The sequence below is a fragment of the Methanothermobacter tenebrarum genome, from assembly GCF_003264935.1.
Classification (GTDB): domain Archaea; phylum Methanobacteriota; class Methanobacteria; order Methanobacteriales; family DSM-23052; genus Methanothermobacter_A; species Methanothermobacter_A tenebrarum_A.
The window spans coordinates 97,475-112,439 of record NZ_QLOE01000002.1 but is presented as its reverse complement, the minus strand read 5'-3'; the positions used below and the strand labels follow the sequence as shown (position 1 = coordinate 112,439).

Sequence of the window (14,965 nt, the reverse complement as noted above, 5' to 3'; positions counted from 1 at the left end):
TATTTTACTAGCATGGGAATAAATAAGTAGTTCCTCATAGAAACATAAAAAGTATGGAGAAAAGAGCAATGATTCTTCTCGACATTGATTATGTTACAGAGGATGATATACCAGTTATAAGATTGTTTGGGAAAGACGAGGATGGGAAGCCTATAATAGCCTTGGACAAGTCATTCAGGCCATATATTTATGCAATACCTTCAGATACTGATTCATGTTTGGATGAATTATCAGAAGCCGGTTTTGAAGAATTAGAGGTCGTGAAAAAGAAAGATCTCGGAAGACCGGTTGATGTGATCAAAATCATTTTGAGACATCCCCAGGAAGTTCCCAAGATCAGGAAGAAGGTGAAAGATCTTGAGCACGTCCAAGAAATCCGTGAACATGACATACCATTTTATAGGAGGTATCTCATCGATAATAGTTTGTTTCCAATGTCAAATATAGAATTAAAGGGTCATATAATATCTTCTGATGTTGAGATTATTGAATTGGATGAGCCTCCAAGAACCCTCAAGTCAAGATTCCCCCACCTTGAAATCTTAGCTTTCGATATTGAAGTTTATAACCCCCATGGTATGCCCAACCCTGAAGAGGATCAAATACTAATGATAAGCTTCTATGATGGCGAAAAAAAGAGGATAATATCAACCAAGGGAGAGCATCTCAACTTTGTTGAAGTTGTAGAAGATGAGAAGGCGATCCTAGAAAGATTCACTCAAATAATAAAAGATTCTAAACCCGATTTAATTGTAGGATATAATTCTGACAATTTCGACTTCCCATATATAAGAAGGAGAGCTGATCTTTTAGGCGTTAAACTCGACATAGGATGGGACGGATCAACTATAAAATCCCTCAGAAGGGGTTTGGCAACCGCCACGGCAATAAAGGGGACAGTACATGTAGACCTTTACCCGGTGATGCGACGCTACATAAACCTTGACACCTACACCCTTGAGAGAGTATACTTTGAATTATTCGGTGAAAAAAAGGTTGAATTACCAGGCGACCAATTATGGGAATACTGGGACAATGAAAACTTGAGGGACCAGCTTTTCAAATATTCACTTGAGGATGTCATGGCAACCTATAGGATCGCTGAAAAAATACTCCCATTAAATATGGAGATCACAAGGATTGTGGGACAACCACTATTCGACATAAGCAGGATGGCCACTGGACAACAAGTTGAATGGTTCCTTATAAGGAAAGCATTTGAGTATGGTGAATTAGTACCTAACAAACCATCACCCTCAGAGTTGCAAAGAAGAAGAACACAAAAAGTCGTTGGAGGTTATGTGAAGGAACCAGAGAAGGGTCTTCATGAAAACATTGTACAATTTGATTTCAGGAGCCTATATCCTAGTATTATAATTTCTAAGAATATTTCACCCGACACCTTCAGTGAGGATCCGAGAGAAGATTGTTATGTGGCCCCTGAGACTGGTTATAGGTTTAGGAAGAAACCTAGAGGTTTTGTACCTTCGATTATAGGGCAAATATTGGATGAGAGGATGAAGATAAAGAATCAGATGAACGCGGCTGAGGATCCGATGGAAAAAAGGATACTTGACGTGCAACAGGAGGCTCTTAAAAGGCTTGCTAATACAATGTATGGGGTTTATGGTTACACGCGTTTCAGATGGTATTGTTTGGAGTGTGCTGAGGCTATAACCGCATGGGGTCGGAATTATATTAAGAAGACGATAAAAGAGGCCGAAAAGTTTGGATTCCATACAGTATATGCTGATACTGATGGCTTCTATGCTACTTATCAGAAGAAATAATCTTCATGAACCTTGATATTATCTCCTCTGGGTTCATGTCTATGACTGGGACATCCGCGTTTCCAGGTTCTACTTTCACATGGACTATGATTGGCCCATCCTTTTCTAGTATTGGTCTCATGTTTATCTCATGAGGTTTTTCGAATTTGAATACTTTTTTGAATCCTATACCCTTAGCAAGCTTGCTTAGATCGACTTGGAGGGCGTAGGTGCACTGTGAACCGGTGGTCGCGTAGCATCCATTATCTAATATTATGAGTATGAAATTTTTGGGGGATTGGCTATAGATTGTGACGAGGCTTCCGAGGTTCATGAGGAGTGAACCATCACCTTCAAATACTATTACTTTACGTTTTTGTGTTAATGCGAGTCCCAGTCCGATTGATGATGCCATCCCCATTGATCCTAGCATATAGAAGTGTCTTGGGGAATCTTTTATACTGTAAAGTTCCCTTGATGGGAATCCAAGATTGCATATGATTAGTTCATCATCTAATTGTTCTACGATGGTTTTTATGGCTTCTATACGTTCCATTTTAGGTTCACCAAAAACTAACTTCTAGGAGTATGGCTGTGGGATATTTTTTCGCTTTTGCAAGTTTCCAAGCAGATTTTATATCATTGTATGCTTCTTCTGGGGTGGATGGGACATGGTATGGTATTTTGAGTGCTTCTAGTAGGAGTGGTGTTGCTTCACCCATTGGGATCTGGGCTTTCATGAATTCCCCGCGGGTGCCCCTGTGGCTTATTATCATGAGTATGGGGATCTTATATAACTTGTAGAGGGATGCTATGACATTTATAGAATTTCCAAGACCCGAATTTTGCATGAGGATAGCTGTGTCCTCTCCGGCCATGTATGCGCCCGCTGCTATGCCAAAGCCTTCTTCTTCTCTTGTAACCGGTACATGTTTAATTTCTTTGTCCTGGTCTATCATTTCAAGCACCCTTGCAAGGTTTATGCAAGGGACGCTTACTATGAAATTTATGTTGTTGTCTTTAAGGGCCTTGTATATCGCCTTGCTACTGTCCAATGCTTTTATCCCTCCAATTTCAGGTCCAAGTTTAGTTTCTCTTCTAGTTTTTTTAATTGTTTTAGGAGTTCCTGGTCTATGTATATGCCCTCCTCTAGGTTCTTTTTCATGTTCATTTTTTCTATGTCACCTGGTATGAGCACTTTACCTGTGGATTTGACTTCTTCCACGAATTTGTCAACTTTTTCTTTGAAGTCTTTGATGTTAACGAACTTTGATGGGTCAATGGCTATTAGAAGATCGCCCTTTGTACATTTATCATAGGGGTTCACGGTGCCTTTCACTTCCTTGCCGATGGCGGCTTTTACAAGGGGCCCTGCTAATATTTCTATCATGAATGATAATGCGTAGCCTTTGTGCCCGCCGAATGGTAATATTGAACCCTTTAGGGCCTTTTCTGGGTCTGTGGTGGGGCTGCCATTGGAGTCTAATGCTATGCCTTCTGGTAGGTTTTCTCCTTTACGGGCGGCTTCGAGTAATTTTCCACGTGCGGAGGCTGATGTTGCCATATCAACTGAAACATAGTATTTGTTGGATGGTATTCCAATTGCTATGGGGTTTGTCCCGAGTATTGGTTCTTTTCCCCCTAGTGGTGCCACGGCTGGTTCCGTGTTTGCTATTACTATACCTATCATGTCTTCTTTGATTGCCATGTCAGAATAGTATCCTGCAATACCGAAATGGTTAGAATCATGAATTCCTACTAATCCTATTCCTGTCTTTTTTGCTTTTTGGATAGCTATCTTCATCCCCTTATAGGTTACAAAATGTCCGAGCAGGTGGTTACCATCTACTAGGGCTGTTGATACTGTTTCCTTTTCGATTTCTATATTGCCTTCTGTTTTTATGGTTCCGTGTTCTATGCCTTTCACATACTGGGGGAATCTCCCGATTCCATGTGAACTGAAACCCTTAAGGTCGGCATTGACTGTTACATCCGCAACTATATTGGCATGCTCTTCTGGCACGTTTAGGGCCTTTAGGATTGAGGTTATAATATTTTTTTCATCTTCACTAGTTATTCTCATGAGAAGTACACCTTCCTAGTTTTTTTAGAGTGTGATATCCTCTTTTGTGTATGTTTTGATTTTCACAGCCCCTTTGGGGTCTTCTTCGACAGTTCCTATCTCCTTTGCATTGTAGGCCTTCTTGGTTATTTTTATTGTTTTTTTTGCATCTTCTTTGTCCACTATTATTACGAGGCCTATGCCCATGTTGAAGACTTTGTACATTTCATTTATTGGTACTCCGTTTTCGTGGATTGTCTTGAATAGGGGTTGTGGTTCTGGCAGTTTATCTATATTATAGGCTACTTTATCGTTAAGGCGGCGTATGTTTGTGTAACCGCCTCCTGTTATATGTGCGAGTCCATGGATGTCTACTCCTGATCTGAGAAGTTCTAGTATGGGTTTGACATAAATTCTTGTGGGTTTTAGGAGTTCTTCCCCTATTTTATCCTTTGAACCTGGTAGGGGGTCACTGGCATCTAGTTTCAGTTTTTCGAAGAATATTTTCCTTGCGAGGGTTAATCCGTTGCTGTGTATCCCACTACTTTCGACTCCTATTAGCTTGTCACCGGCTTTTATCTTTTCTCCGGTTATTATATTTTCAGGGTCTGTTATCCCTATGCCCGTGGCTGCTAGGTCGAAATTGTTCACTATCTCTGGTAGTGTTGCTGTTTCCCCACCTATTATAGCGGTTTCTGCTAGTTCAGCCCCCTTTGCTAATCCTTCACCTATTTCTGATGCGATTTCAGGGTTTGGTTTTTCCATTGCAAGGTAGTCGACTATTGCGATTGGTTTGGCGCCTACACATATTATGTCATTTACCACCATTGCTATACAGTCTATTCCGATGGTGTCATATTTTCCTAGTTTCTCTGCTACTAGTATTTTACTGCCAACCCCATCTGTACTCATTGCTATTGCCATGTCACCTACTCGTATTATAGAGGCGAAGTGGCCTTTTTTTGTGAGTACATCAACATATTTTAAGGTTTTTTCGAGTTTTGAGGCTAGTTTTGATATGGTTAATGCTTCAAGGTTTATATCTACTCCAGAATCGGCGTATGTTACCAATCTAATCACCTTTTTATTGTATTCGCACGGTTTCTAGGTTTAGTGGCGTTTTTGTTTCTATCTTGTAGGTTCTGTAGATGCTTGATGCGAGATCTAGGGTTTTGTAATTGTCACCATGGCATACAAGTATCTTCTCTGGTCTGGGGCTCACTCTTTTCACATATTCCATGAGCTGTCTGCGATCTGAGTGTCCGCTGAAACCCTCTATAGTCTTTATATCCATTTTAACCTTGTATACTCTTGTTTTACCCTCTTCTTTGAGTGGTATTTCCTTCCAGCCTTTCTGGAGTCTTCTGCCAAGCGAACCTTCGGCTTGGTAACCTACGAAGACCAGGGAATTCTTTTCATTTTCACATAACCATTTGAAGTATTCTAGAGAATTTCCACCGGTTAGCATCCCTGAGGTTGAGAGGATAATTGATGGTTCTCCTTCGATTATGTCCATTCTCTCGTCCATTCCATTAACCTTATGGAATATATCTGATATGAATGGGTTGTGGCCCATATGGAATATTTGGTCTCTCAAGTCTTTGCTTAAGTATTCTGGGCGGGCTGTGTGGATGGCTGTGGCTTCCCATATCATCCCATCGATATATACCGGGACTTCATGGATGATCCCGGTTCTTATATATTCTTCTAGTACTACCATGAGTTCCTGGGCCCTTCCAACTGCGAATACTGGTATTAATATTTTACCCCCTCTTCTGAGGGTGGTGTAGATTGTTTTTATCAGTTCTTTTTCTGCATGGTTTCTTGATGGTTGTACATCTTCTTTTCCACCATAGGTGCTTTCCATGACTAGGGTTTCCAGTCTGGGGAATCTTGTGACGGCTGGTTCTAGTAGTCTGCTTTGTTCGTATTTGAAGTCTCCAGTGTATACCATGTTGTGTTGGCCGTCTCCGATGTGGAGGTGGGCCATGGCTGATCCTAGTATGTGGCCAGCGTTGTGTAATGTTAGTCTTATATCTGGTGCTATATCGGTTACTTCTCCGTAGTCGAGTGTGATTGTATGTTTTATGCATTTTTTCACGTGTTTGACATTGAATGGGAGTGGTTGTTCTTCTCGGTAGGCTATGTCTATGTGGTCTAGTTGGAGTAATGTCATTAGGTCTCTTGTGGGTGTTGTGCAGTATACTGGCCCGTCGTAGCCATAATGGTAGAGGTATGGTACGAAGCCTGAATGGTCTAGGTGGGCGTGTGTTATTATTACAGCGTCTAGGTTGTCTGGTGCGAATTCTGGAACGTTTAAGAATGGGTAGGATGTTTTTTCATCTGTTCCTGCTACATTTACTCCGCAGTCTAGTAGTATTCTACTGTTGGGAGTTTGAAGGTAAAGGCAAGATCTTCCAACTTCTCTGAACCCGCCTATGGCTGTTAGTCTCGCCCAGTCGTTCTCGTATTTTGTCTCCTGGTGTATGCGATTCCCTAGTTGGTGCAGTATCTTCTTACGTTCTTTGCTGTTCTTTCTAAGGGTTCTTCGTATTCTTTGGATGATCTCTGATGATATGGGTGGTGTTCTCAATATCTTAGGGGCCCATCCTATATTTTTCACTATTTCTCTTGATGTTGAACCGTATTTGCCTATTACAAGTCCTGGTTTTTTAGCTTCTATGATAACTTCACAAGTTACATCATCAAAAGAGATATTGGTTATCTCGGCCTCTTTTGGGACTATCTCATGGATCTTTTCTATGGCCTTTTCTGGTTCCATGAGTACTGAGCGGTCTGAGCGTATTATAATACGCTTGCGAAGATCCTTGGCCAGTTCCCTGATTAGGTCACCGTTTTCGCTTATGATCTCCGGGTTTTTTGTATAGATTACAAGTTCTGGTCCTTCGAATTCTACTTTGGCTACTTGGACCCTTGCTGGTAATCTTTGCATTATAGTCTTCTTGATTTCTTCAAGGACCCTTGAAACCATATGATCACTTCTTGAAAAACAGAATAGGATGGTGTATATTTTAAAAAATAATTATAATCGTGTGCGAAGGGTTAAAATTAGTTAAGTTCTTTAATTCTTTTTTCAACTTCTTCTTCACTTAACATTTTGAAACCTTCTTCTGTGACTACAGCTACTCTTATACCATTCCCTGAGAATGTGTCCCTTTCTATTGCAGATTTTAGGGCTTTTATTGCAATGTCGATTGCTTCTTCTACATATAAGTCTTCGGTGTATCTGTCTTCGAGCACACCATAGGCTATAGGTGAACCTGAGCCTGTTGATATGAATTTGTCTAGTATCATCCCCCCTGTAGGGTCTAAGGAGTATATTTTTGCTCCTGTGTCATCCACTCCTCCTAGTAGTGCTTGTACTATGAGTGGATAGAAGCGGTTTGAGTGGAGTATGTTTGACGCTAGGGCCGCGACCGCCTCTATACTTATCCTCTCGGAGTTTCTCATCTTATATAATGCTGCTTCAGCTTTTAAATATTTCATTAGAGTCTGAGCATCGGCCACGGATCCTGCGACTGTTGCTGCTATGTGTTCATCGACTTTGAATATCTTATCAGCGACTTTGTGCGCTATCAGGTTCCCCATTGTAGCTCTTCTTTCTGTTGCAAAAACAACCCCATCTTTGCAGGTTATACCCACAGTTGTAGTGCCTTTTAATCTTCTTTCGTCTTCCATAGATACACCTCAAAATAAAAATAGTAATAAGAACTAGCTTCTAATCTTAGTTTTTACCTTTTATCTTATATAAACGTTTACTGTATATGTTCTTCAACTCCCACCCCAAAAAAATATATGAGGTGGTGGTTCATCATGGTGGGGGGCTTTTTCACCCCACCTTATCTGGAGGATAGTCCCCTCTTGTATAAATATTTTTCGCTAGGTTATTATCTCTTCTAGGAGGCCCTTATTTTTCGCGTTTTTTATTTCAAGGGCAGCTCTTCTCCCCATGCTCATACCTTCACCATAGAGGAGGTAACTGTAGGTTGATCCGTCCATGAACGTGTTTGTACCACCATCTGAGCGTGCGCTCATCTCAAATGTTACAAGCTCTAGATTGTCTGTGCACATTGTCTGTAGACAGAAGGGCCCATTCAATCCTGGGGGTACAAGTTCCTTGGCAGCATCCGCCATCCTATCACCTATCTCAAAGGCTTGCGGGAGGAGAGATTCTCTCATAGCTACTTGATGGTTGCCTGTGATGACATATGAAGGTTGTAAGTTTATATCTAATTGATCCTTAGCAGGTATTCTTACTAGGCCGTCAATATTTGATTCATAGCGGCTGTCCATTCCAAGGATTTCAACCTCATCTTTCAAGGGTGAATAAAAGTATTGTATGCAGAAGTTTGTACCTGCAACATATTCTTCTATGTGGGCATCTGATATTTCATCCTCGGTTATCCATTCACGTTCTATCATTAGGTCAATCTTTTCATGGAATTCTTCGGGGGTGGCGGCTACGAAGTATCCTCTACCGCCCCTGGCCCCTGGGAATTTCACCATAACTGGACGGTCTATCTTCTCGGGGTCATCATATCTGTAGGGTATCCTTATACCAGCTTTTTTCATAAGGCGCCTTTCAAGTTCTCTTTCAGATTCCCATCTTAGAATGTTCCTGTTTCCATACATTGGCACGTAAAAGTCGTTTTCGATCCTGTCAAGTCCGGCGTAGGCTACAAATGATCCGTGGGGGATGATTATACTATTCATCTCCCTTAGTTTTTCCTGGACATCATCATCAGCAATCTCCTTGAACTCGTCAACTATTATGAATTCATCAGCCACCCTAAAACGTTGATATGGGACTTCACGCCCCTTTTCACATACTACAGTGGTTTTGAAGCCTTCCATCTTGGCACCGTGGAGTATGTGGAGGGATGTGTGGCTGCCAAGAGTTGCTATGGTCAAATCTTCCTTATCGTATCCCTCAAGTATCTCTAATATTTCATCTCTGTCTATTTTACCCATTAAAATCCCCCTTCAAACTCTTTTATAGACTATTAAAATTTCATCTTAATTATCATTTTTGTCTTTAAACCAAAACATTAATATTAAAAGGGCAAAAACAGTGGAGAAGAAAATGAAATGGAAACAGATAGGTGACATAATAATACTAAACAGGAACGTGGAAAACCCGGAAAAATTCCTCAAAATGAAAGGCGTGAAGACCGTGATCAAAATCGGGAGAATCCGGGGTAGAATGAGGAAACCAGAGGTTAAAATCCTCGCAGGGACAGAGACCGAGACAATACACAAAGAAAACAAGTGCTTGTTTAAATTAGATGTTGCCAATATCATGTGGTCAAAGGGCAACACCTATGAGAGGATAAGAATACCAAGACTCATACAAGATGGTGAGACCATAGTCGACATGTTCGCCGGGATAGGATACTTCTCAATACCAATAGCAGTCCACGCAAACCCGAAAAAAGTCTATGCAATTGAAATAAATCCGAAAGCACACTACTACCTTAAAGAAAACATAAAATTAAACAAAGTCCAAGACAAGGTAAAACCCCTACTAGGAGATTCAAGGATCATAGCACCTACACTCTCCGCTGATAGGGTCCTAATGGGATATGTTGTGAATACACACCATTACCTTGACGCTGCACTTAAATGCTTAAAAAAAGGTGGAATATTACACTACCATGAAACCGCACCTGACAAGATAAAATTCAAAAGACCAATAAAAAGGATAAAAAAGGCCGCAAAGCCTCGCGAAGTTAGAATATTAAATAAAAGGATTATAAAAAAATATTCCCCAGGCGTCTGGCATGTTGTAATAGATGCCAAAATAGACTAAGGGTTGTAATAATTTGATTGTTGGTGTTGATCTCGCGGCAAAGGAAAAAAATAGGACAGGTATCGCCATAATATCCAATAAAGAGGTTGAAGCCTTTGAAGTATCATCTGATGATGAGATATTAGACGTGATCGTGGACGCTGACCTTCTTGTGTTCGATGCTCCTCTTTCACTCCCCGCGGGCAGATGTTGCCTTGAAAGGGAATGCGAATGCAGCAAGTTTGGACATTTCAGAAAATCCGATTTGAAGATCAGAAAATATGGAAAAGTACTCCCCTTAACATTCCCCCATATCAAAATGTTAACCTACAGGGGGATCCGGTTAAAGAACATTCTAGAATCATTGAACCCTAATTCACTTATAATAGAAACTCATCCAAGCACAGCACGAAAATTAATAAACTTATCCAGGATATCTTCCATTTTCAAGATAGAATGGGATGAGCTAAGCCCCCACGAATCCGATGCTATCATAGCCGCTGTCACGGGCTATTTTTACCTTAAAGGGGAATGTATAATCCTAGGAGACGCGTCTGAGGGCACTATTGTACTCCCAAAACCTTTATAGCATGTCTAGGTGAACTTTCACCCTTTCAAGTACTCTTTCACTAAGATAATATTCCGATATGAACTTTGGATACACTGGAAGTCTCTCTTTTAATTTAAACCCGGCATTCCTTGTTATCCTCTCAAGTTCTCCTATCTCAGGCCATGGAGCCTCCGGGTTAACATAATCTTTACTTAAGGGTGATATGCCACCCCAGTCATCTGCACCTGCAAGAAGGAACAGTTCACTGGTTTCCTTGTTAAGGTTTGGGGGTACTTGTATGCTCACATCAGGGAAAAGTATCTTCGTAGTGGCTACCGTCTTTATCATTTCAAGTAGTGTGGGCTCTGGATGGTCTTCCATGGGGATTCCAGGTTTTGACCTGAAATTTTGGATTATGATCTCTTGGATGTGCCCATATTTGTCCTGTATCCTCCTTAACTCTAAAAGGGATTCCGCTCTTTCTTCTATTGTCTCACCTATGCCTATTAGGAGCCCGGTTGTGAATGGTATTCTGAGTTTGCCAGCGTCTTCGATGGTCTTGATCCTAAGCTTGGGATCTTTCCCTGGGCTCTCTTTATGGGCTATTGTTTTCATGAGTCGCGGACTTGATGTTTCCAGCATAAGGCCCATGGATGCGTTAACTTCTTTTAGCATTTTAAGGTCTTTAAATTTTAATATTCCCATGTTGGTATGGGGTAAAAGTAGTGTATTTTTGAGGGTTTCGTGGCAGAGATGGTAGATATAATCTACCATGGTATCATAGCCTAGTTTTTCCAACTGATCCTTCACAGGTTCTAGTTTGTCTGCGGCTTCTCCAAATGTGAATAGGGCCTCTTTGCAACCATATGATTCTGCCTTTTTTAATCGTCTCATTATATCCTCAGGTGTTAATATGGGCTGTCTTGTTCTGTCTCTTCGGAATGTGCAGTAGCCGCATCTGTTTCTGCAAAGTCTTGTCACTGGTATGAAAATGTTCCGGGAATATGTTATGGTTTTTTCCTTTTGTTGCTTTAGAGCTTTTCTCATTAAATCCAGTATTTGGATGCCTTCATATTCTAGGTATTTTTTGAGGTCGTCCTTTGAGGGTCTCATTTATTCACCAAGGTCTGAGACGACGATTTCAACAAAACAGGGGCCCATGTCACTTTTGTCCTTGTATAATACTATGAAGAATCCTGTTTTCTCGGCAATTCCTAGGCGGTATTCTACTGTGAAGTTCATGTTTTCAAGGGATTCTTTTAGGCGCTGTACTCCTGCTATGTCTGGGTCTGCTCCGACTTCAACGTTTTTTCTTATGTTTTCATCCATTATACTTATGAGGTCTGTTCCAGCATCTGATAGTAGGTCTATTTCTTTTGCTTGGAGGTGTTCCATGAGGTTGTCAAGGATATTTTTCATGTTATCTGCTTTTATCCTCTTTTTGGAATGTCCTCTTACTATTAGTATCTGGGCGGCGTCTAAGGCTGGTCTGGAACCTTCATAGGCGTCTAGGTATGTCATTATTTCGCCTGCTAATCTATGCAGTTTTATCAAGTTGACCACCTATTTGGTTGTTTAATTCTTCTATTTCGTATTTTAATTCTCCCATGGTGGCAACTTTTTCCGCGAAGGCATTATGGCGGTGTATACTTTCCTCGTTGGTTTGTCTTACTGTTACGAGCGTATCATCTGGTAGGTTTGGGAATTCTTGAACTATGCGATGTATCATGTTCCTGACGCAGTCTTCTACGAACATTGGATTCTTGTGGGCTTCTATTACCACGGCGTTTTCATCCGGTCTTTTGAGCAGTTCATAGACTGGAGAACTCATTGATTCTTCTATTATCTTTATTAAGTCTTCGCCTCGGATTGTGTGACCCTCTGGGACTTCTATCATGATCATGCCTTTTCCTCTCTGGTTGTGCGAAGCTATGGGAACCGTTTCAAGGACTTTTTCTGTCGTTTTTTCGTCGAGGAATTTTATTAGTTCTTGTCTCGCTGCTTCTTTTATTGTTTCTTGTGCACAAGGGCAGACTGTCATGCCCACTACTTCAGCGCCTATCATCTTCCTTATTACTACTTCGTCTCGGTCTCTGTATCCAACTGCATCAGCCATTATCTTTGTCATTTCCTGGCTTCTCTTATGAGTGATTGGAGACATTTTTCTGAACATGAAGTCGCTTTCCATGCTAACTTCGGCTCTCCGAGCATATTTGTGCTTTTTAAGTAGTAAATTAACTATTTCTGCGCATAGTGATTCTAGTTCGAGTATGTTCCCTTCAACCACTTCTTCTAATACTTCAGTGATGGCCTCTGGATTCCTTGACATGTGAATTCCTCTTTGTTTGCTTGGCAAGTCTACGAAGGCGTCAAAGGTTGGTAGGAGTATTATTGGTCTTTTGTTTTCTCTTTCGATTTTGAGAAGTTTCTTAACCCCTGTGACCCCGACTCTTGTAAGATGTACGGGGATTGAGGGTATTTTTTCTTGTGTATCTGGGAAGCAGATCATGCCCAAATTTTACACCTCAGTTTTTAGAGTATAATAAGAGGAAATCCAATATATAAGTTCGTCTATATTATGATTCATGGTGTTCATTTTGAGAGTATTTTGATGAGTTTATTATATGTTATCTCCTTTGGGTTTTTATCTAGGATGATTTTTGCATTGTAGAGTTTTTTGGCTCTTTCTCCGATGAGTTTTGATGTTGGATTGGGTTCTGCCAATACTATGACCCTTTTTATATTCATTTTTTTGATTTTACGCTCTATGTTATCCTTTGTGTGTTCTATTTTCTTTTTTATATTCTCTAGGGTTTTTTCTGGGATTTTGGGGTTTATCTTTTTCATGTCTTCGATTGAGAGCGGGGCGCCGGTGACAATAATCTGGGGGGCTTCAATCCCCCTTTTAATCAATGCTTTTTTCACGTCACTTTTTGTGGTTATTATAAGAGTGTTTAGGGATAATTCTCTTATTTTATCTTCTAGGTCTTCCATTTCTAATACTTTAAAGTCTGAGAGTATTTTATCGATTTTCTCCCGGGCTTTGAGGATGTGTTGGCAGAATCCAGATGCATCCTTCTTTGAGAGCCTATGATAAGGTAAGCTTTTATAAATGTATTCTTCAGCCCTTATCAGCTCCTTTATGGCGTTTTCAAAGAGTTTGACGTTGATTATACCCTCTTCTGGTTCTTTTATCATTGTCTTTTTTTGTTTAACGCATGCTTTTTTTATGAGTTCTTCTGCTTGTTTTATCCGCATCCTTTCCATGATGTGATCCTCTCATCTATATTCTGAAGTATTCTGAAAATTTATCCTTTATCCTCGCGAATACATCCTTCACAGGATTGGAAGCTTTTACTTCATCTTCTATTGGACTCTCAAGGCCCATTAGTGATTTAACAAATTTTAAATTTGAATTTGCAAGGGCTTCTAGGTTGTATCCTCCTTCAAGGACTGCAACCACCCTTTCATTTTTAAAGTATGATCCTATCCATGTATAAAATTCTTCATCAACCTTAATATTAGCTAGGGGGTCATCTTTGTGGGCGTCGAAACCAGCTTCTAGGAAGACCATACTTGGCTTGAATTCGTCCTTCACAGGCTCCAGTATCCTTGATAGTATCCATATGTAATCTTGGCTATTTGAACCTGGTGGCATGGGAATATTCATAGTATAACCCATGCCCTCACCAGCACCCATTTCATCTATGAATCCTGTGCCAGGGTATAATGTCTTGGGATCCTGGTGTATTGAAATATACATTACATTAGGGTCATCATAGAATATGTCAGCTGTCCCGTTACCATAATGCACATCAAAATCTACTATAAGGAAATGATCCGATCCCCTTTTTCTGAGATTTTCGATAGCTATAGCCATATTGTTAAATATGCAAAAGCCCATAGCCCTGTCCCTAGTGGCATGATGCCCAGGCGGCCTTGCAACAGAATAAGCCCACCCACCATCCTCCAAGACCACCTTCGATGCCATTATAGCACCCCCAGCGGCCAAAAGCGCCACATTGTAACTTTCACTTGTCATATAAGTGTCATAATCGAGATAACCCCCACCCCTTTCTGCGAATCCTTTCACATAATCGAGATGGGATTGGCTATGGACCCTCAGGATATCATCTGGACTCGCACTCTTGGGTTCCACTATTTTAAGATCTAGAATGCGGAGTGTTTCCATGATTGCATCTGTTCTTTTCTTATTTTCCACATGGAACTCCATATTATGGAGATCATAGGATGAAGAATAGACGATTGTCATAATCCGCACCTTCATGGCCGACTATAGCATCTGTGAGGATGTCATATCCTCCTTAACAATATTTAAAACAGTCTGGGTGTATGTTCTTTGAACGTCATTTTCCTTGAGTAGGCCTTTTATAAACTTGTCAAGTTCGCTGGTGTCCCTGAATTTCCCTATTAGTATGGCGTCGAATTCTCCTGTAACATCATAGATTGCTAAAACATTCTTATGATATGCTGTTTTCTCCTCCCAGTTTTTCAGAACCCCACCTTTTATTCTAACACCTATAATAGCCGTTAGTTTGTAGCCAAGTTTTGAATGGTCTATCACAGGGACGAATTTTTTTATAACACCATTTTTCATGAGCTTCTCAACCCTATTGTGGACGGTGCCTACTGATACTCCAAGTTTCCTGGAAATCTCCCTATAGGACATCCGCCCATCCTCGTTAAGGAGATGGAGTATTTTCTTGTCTATATCATCTATTTTAACAATATCCTCCATATTACCACCTTCTATT

16 protein-coding genes are annotated in these 14,965 nt (G+C 40.6%); 3 read left to right on the top strand and 13 right to left on the bottom strand.

Translation table 11 applies throughout. The features are described from left to right. Positions 1-53: 53 nt before the first annotated feature. On the top strand, positions 54-1,790 hold the full coding sequence (locus DPC56_RS02055) for a DNA-directed DNA polymerase (protein ID WP_112093415.1): 1,737 nt from the start codon (positions 54-56) through the stop codon (positions 1,788-1,790). On the opposite strand, the gene comE is transcribed toward DPC56_RS02055, so the two are convergent. From comE to DPC56_RS02020, 7 genes are all read right to left on the bottom strand, one after another. Beyond that, entirely contained in the window at positions 1,771-2,325 is a 555-nt protein-coding gene (comE, locus tag DPC56_RS02050) for a sulfopyruvate decarboxylase subunit beta (protein WP_112093414.1), read from the bottom strand. The genes DPC56_RS02055 and comE overlap by 20 nt on opposite strands. A gap of 7 nt (positions 2,326-2,332) precedes the next feature. Beyond that, a complete protein-coding gene (gene comD / locus DPC56_RS02045; RefSeq protein ID WP_112093413.1) occupies positions 2,333-2,824 on the bottom strand; it encodes a sulfopyruvate decarboxylase subunit alpha in 492 nt (163 codons plus the stop codon). A gap of 5 nt (positions 2,825-2,829) precedes the next feature. Next, positions 2,830-3,852: an L-sulfolactate dehydrogenase gene (gene comC, locus DPC56_RS02040; RefSeq protein WP_112093412.1), complete on the bottom strand. Its 1,023-nt coding sequence runs from the start codon at positions 3,850-3,852 to the stop codon at positions 2,830-2,832. A 24-nt stretch (positions 3,853-3,876) separates the two neighbouring features. Next, the gene (purM, locus tag DPC56_RS02035) at positions 3,877-4,902 is read right to left on the bottom strand and encodes a phosphoribosylformylglycinamidine cyclo-ligase (RefSeq protein ID WP_112093411.1); all 1,026 of its coding nucleotides are present in this window, start codon (positions 4,900-4,902) and stop codon (positions 3,877-3,879) included. Between the two features lie 13 nt (positions 4,903-4,915). Then, positions 4,916-6,823, bottom strand: coding sequence for a beta-CASP ribonuclease aCPSF1 (locus DPC56_RS02030; protein WP_112093410.1), 1,908 nt, complete (start codon positions 6,821-6,823; stop codon positions 4,916-4,918). A 77-nt stretch (positions 6,824-6,900) separates the two neighbouring features. Next, positions 6,901-7,530: an archaeal proteasome endopeptidase complex subunit beta gene (gene psmB, locus DPC56_RS02025; protein WP_112093409.1), complete on the bottom strand. Its 630-nt coding sequence runs from the start codon at positions 7,528-7,530 to the stop codon at positions 6,901-6,903. A gap of 201 nt (positions 7,531-7,731) precedes the next feature. After that, the gene (locus DPC56_RS02020) at positions 7,732-8,823 is read right to left on the bottom strand and encodes a formate--phosphoribosylaminoimidazolecarboxamide ligase (protein WP_112093408.1); all 1,092 of its coding nucleotides are present in this window, start codon (positions 8,821-8,823) and stop codon (positions 7,732-7,734) included. 112 nt (positions 8,824-8,935) lie between these two features. On the opposite strand from DPC56_RS02020, the gene DPC56_RS02015 reads away from it, so the two are divergent. Continuing rightward, positions 8,936-9,661, top strand: a complete 726-nt coding sequence (locus DPC56_RS02015; RefSeq protein WP_112093407.1) for a class I SAM-dependent methyltransferase — start codon at positions 8,936-8,938, stop codon at positions 9,659-9,661. A gap of 13 nt (positions 9,662-9,674) precedes the next feature. Beyond that, positions 9,675-10,229: a DUF429 domain-containing protein gene (locus DPC56_RS02010; RefSeq protein ID WP_112093406.1), complete on the top strand. Its 555-nt coding sequence runs from the start codon at positions 9,675-9,677 to the stop codon at positions 10,227-10,229. Here the strand turns inward: DPC56_RS02010 and cofG are convergent. The 6 genes from cofG to DPC56_RS01980 all read right to left on the bottom strand — a co-directional run bounded on the left by cofG (position 10,224) and on the right by DPC56_RS01980 (position 14,949). After that, positions 10,224-11,303 (bottom strand): 7,8-didemethyl-8-hydroxy-5-deazariboflavin synthase subunit CofG, encoded by a 1,080-nt coding sequence (gene cofG / locus DPC56_RS02005; protein ID WP_112093405.1) that lies wholly within the window; start codon positions 11,301-11,303, stop codon positions 10,224-10,226. The two genes, DPC56_RS02010 and cofG, sit on opposite strands and share 6 nt — an antisense overlap. Next, entirely contained in the window at positions 11,304-11,753 is a 450-nt protein-coding gene (locus DPC56_RS02000) for a DUF2120 domain-containing protein (protein WP_245923826.1), read from the bottom strand. Then, positions 11,728-12,699, bottom strand: coding sequence for a GTP cyclohydrolase MptA (mptA, locus tag DPC56_RS01995; RefSeq protein WP_112093527.1), 972 nt, complete (start codon positions 12,697-12,699; stop codon positions 11,728-11,730). Before mptA ends, DPC56_RS02000 begins: the two co-directional genes overlap by 26 nt. 83 nt (positions 12,700-12,782) lie before the next feature. Further along, positions 12,783-13,457, bottom strand: a complete 675-nt coding sequence (locus DPC56_RS01990; RefSeq protein ID WP_112093403.1) for a SepCysE family protein — start codon at positions 13,455-13,457, stop codon at positions 12,783-12,785. Between the two features lie 16 nt (positions 13,458-13,473). Then, positions 13,474-14,463: a histone deacetylase family protein gene (locus DPC56_RS01985; RefSeq protein WP_112093402.1), complete on the bottom strand. Its 990-nt coding sequence runs from the start codon at positions 14,461-14,463 to the stop codon at positions 13,474-13,476. Between the two features lie 21 nt (positions 14,464-14,484). Further along, positions 14,485-14,949: an Lrp/AsnC family transcriptional regulator gene (locus tag DPC56_RS01980; RefSeq protein WP_112093401.1), complete on the bottom strand. Its 465-nt coding sequence runs from the start codon at positions 14,947-14,949 to the stop codon at positions 14,485-14,487. Positions 14,950-14,965: the final 16 nt, after the last annotated feature.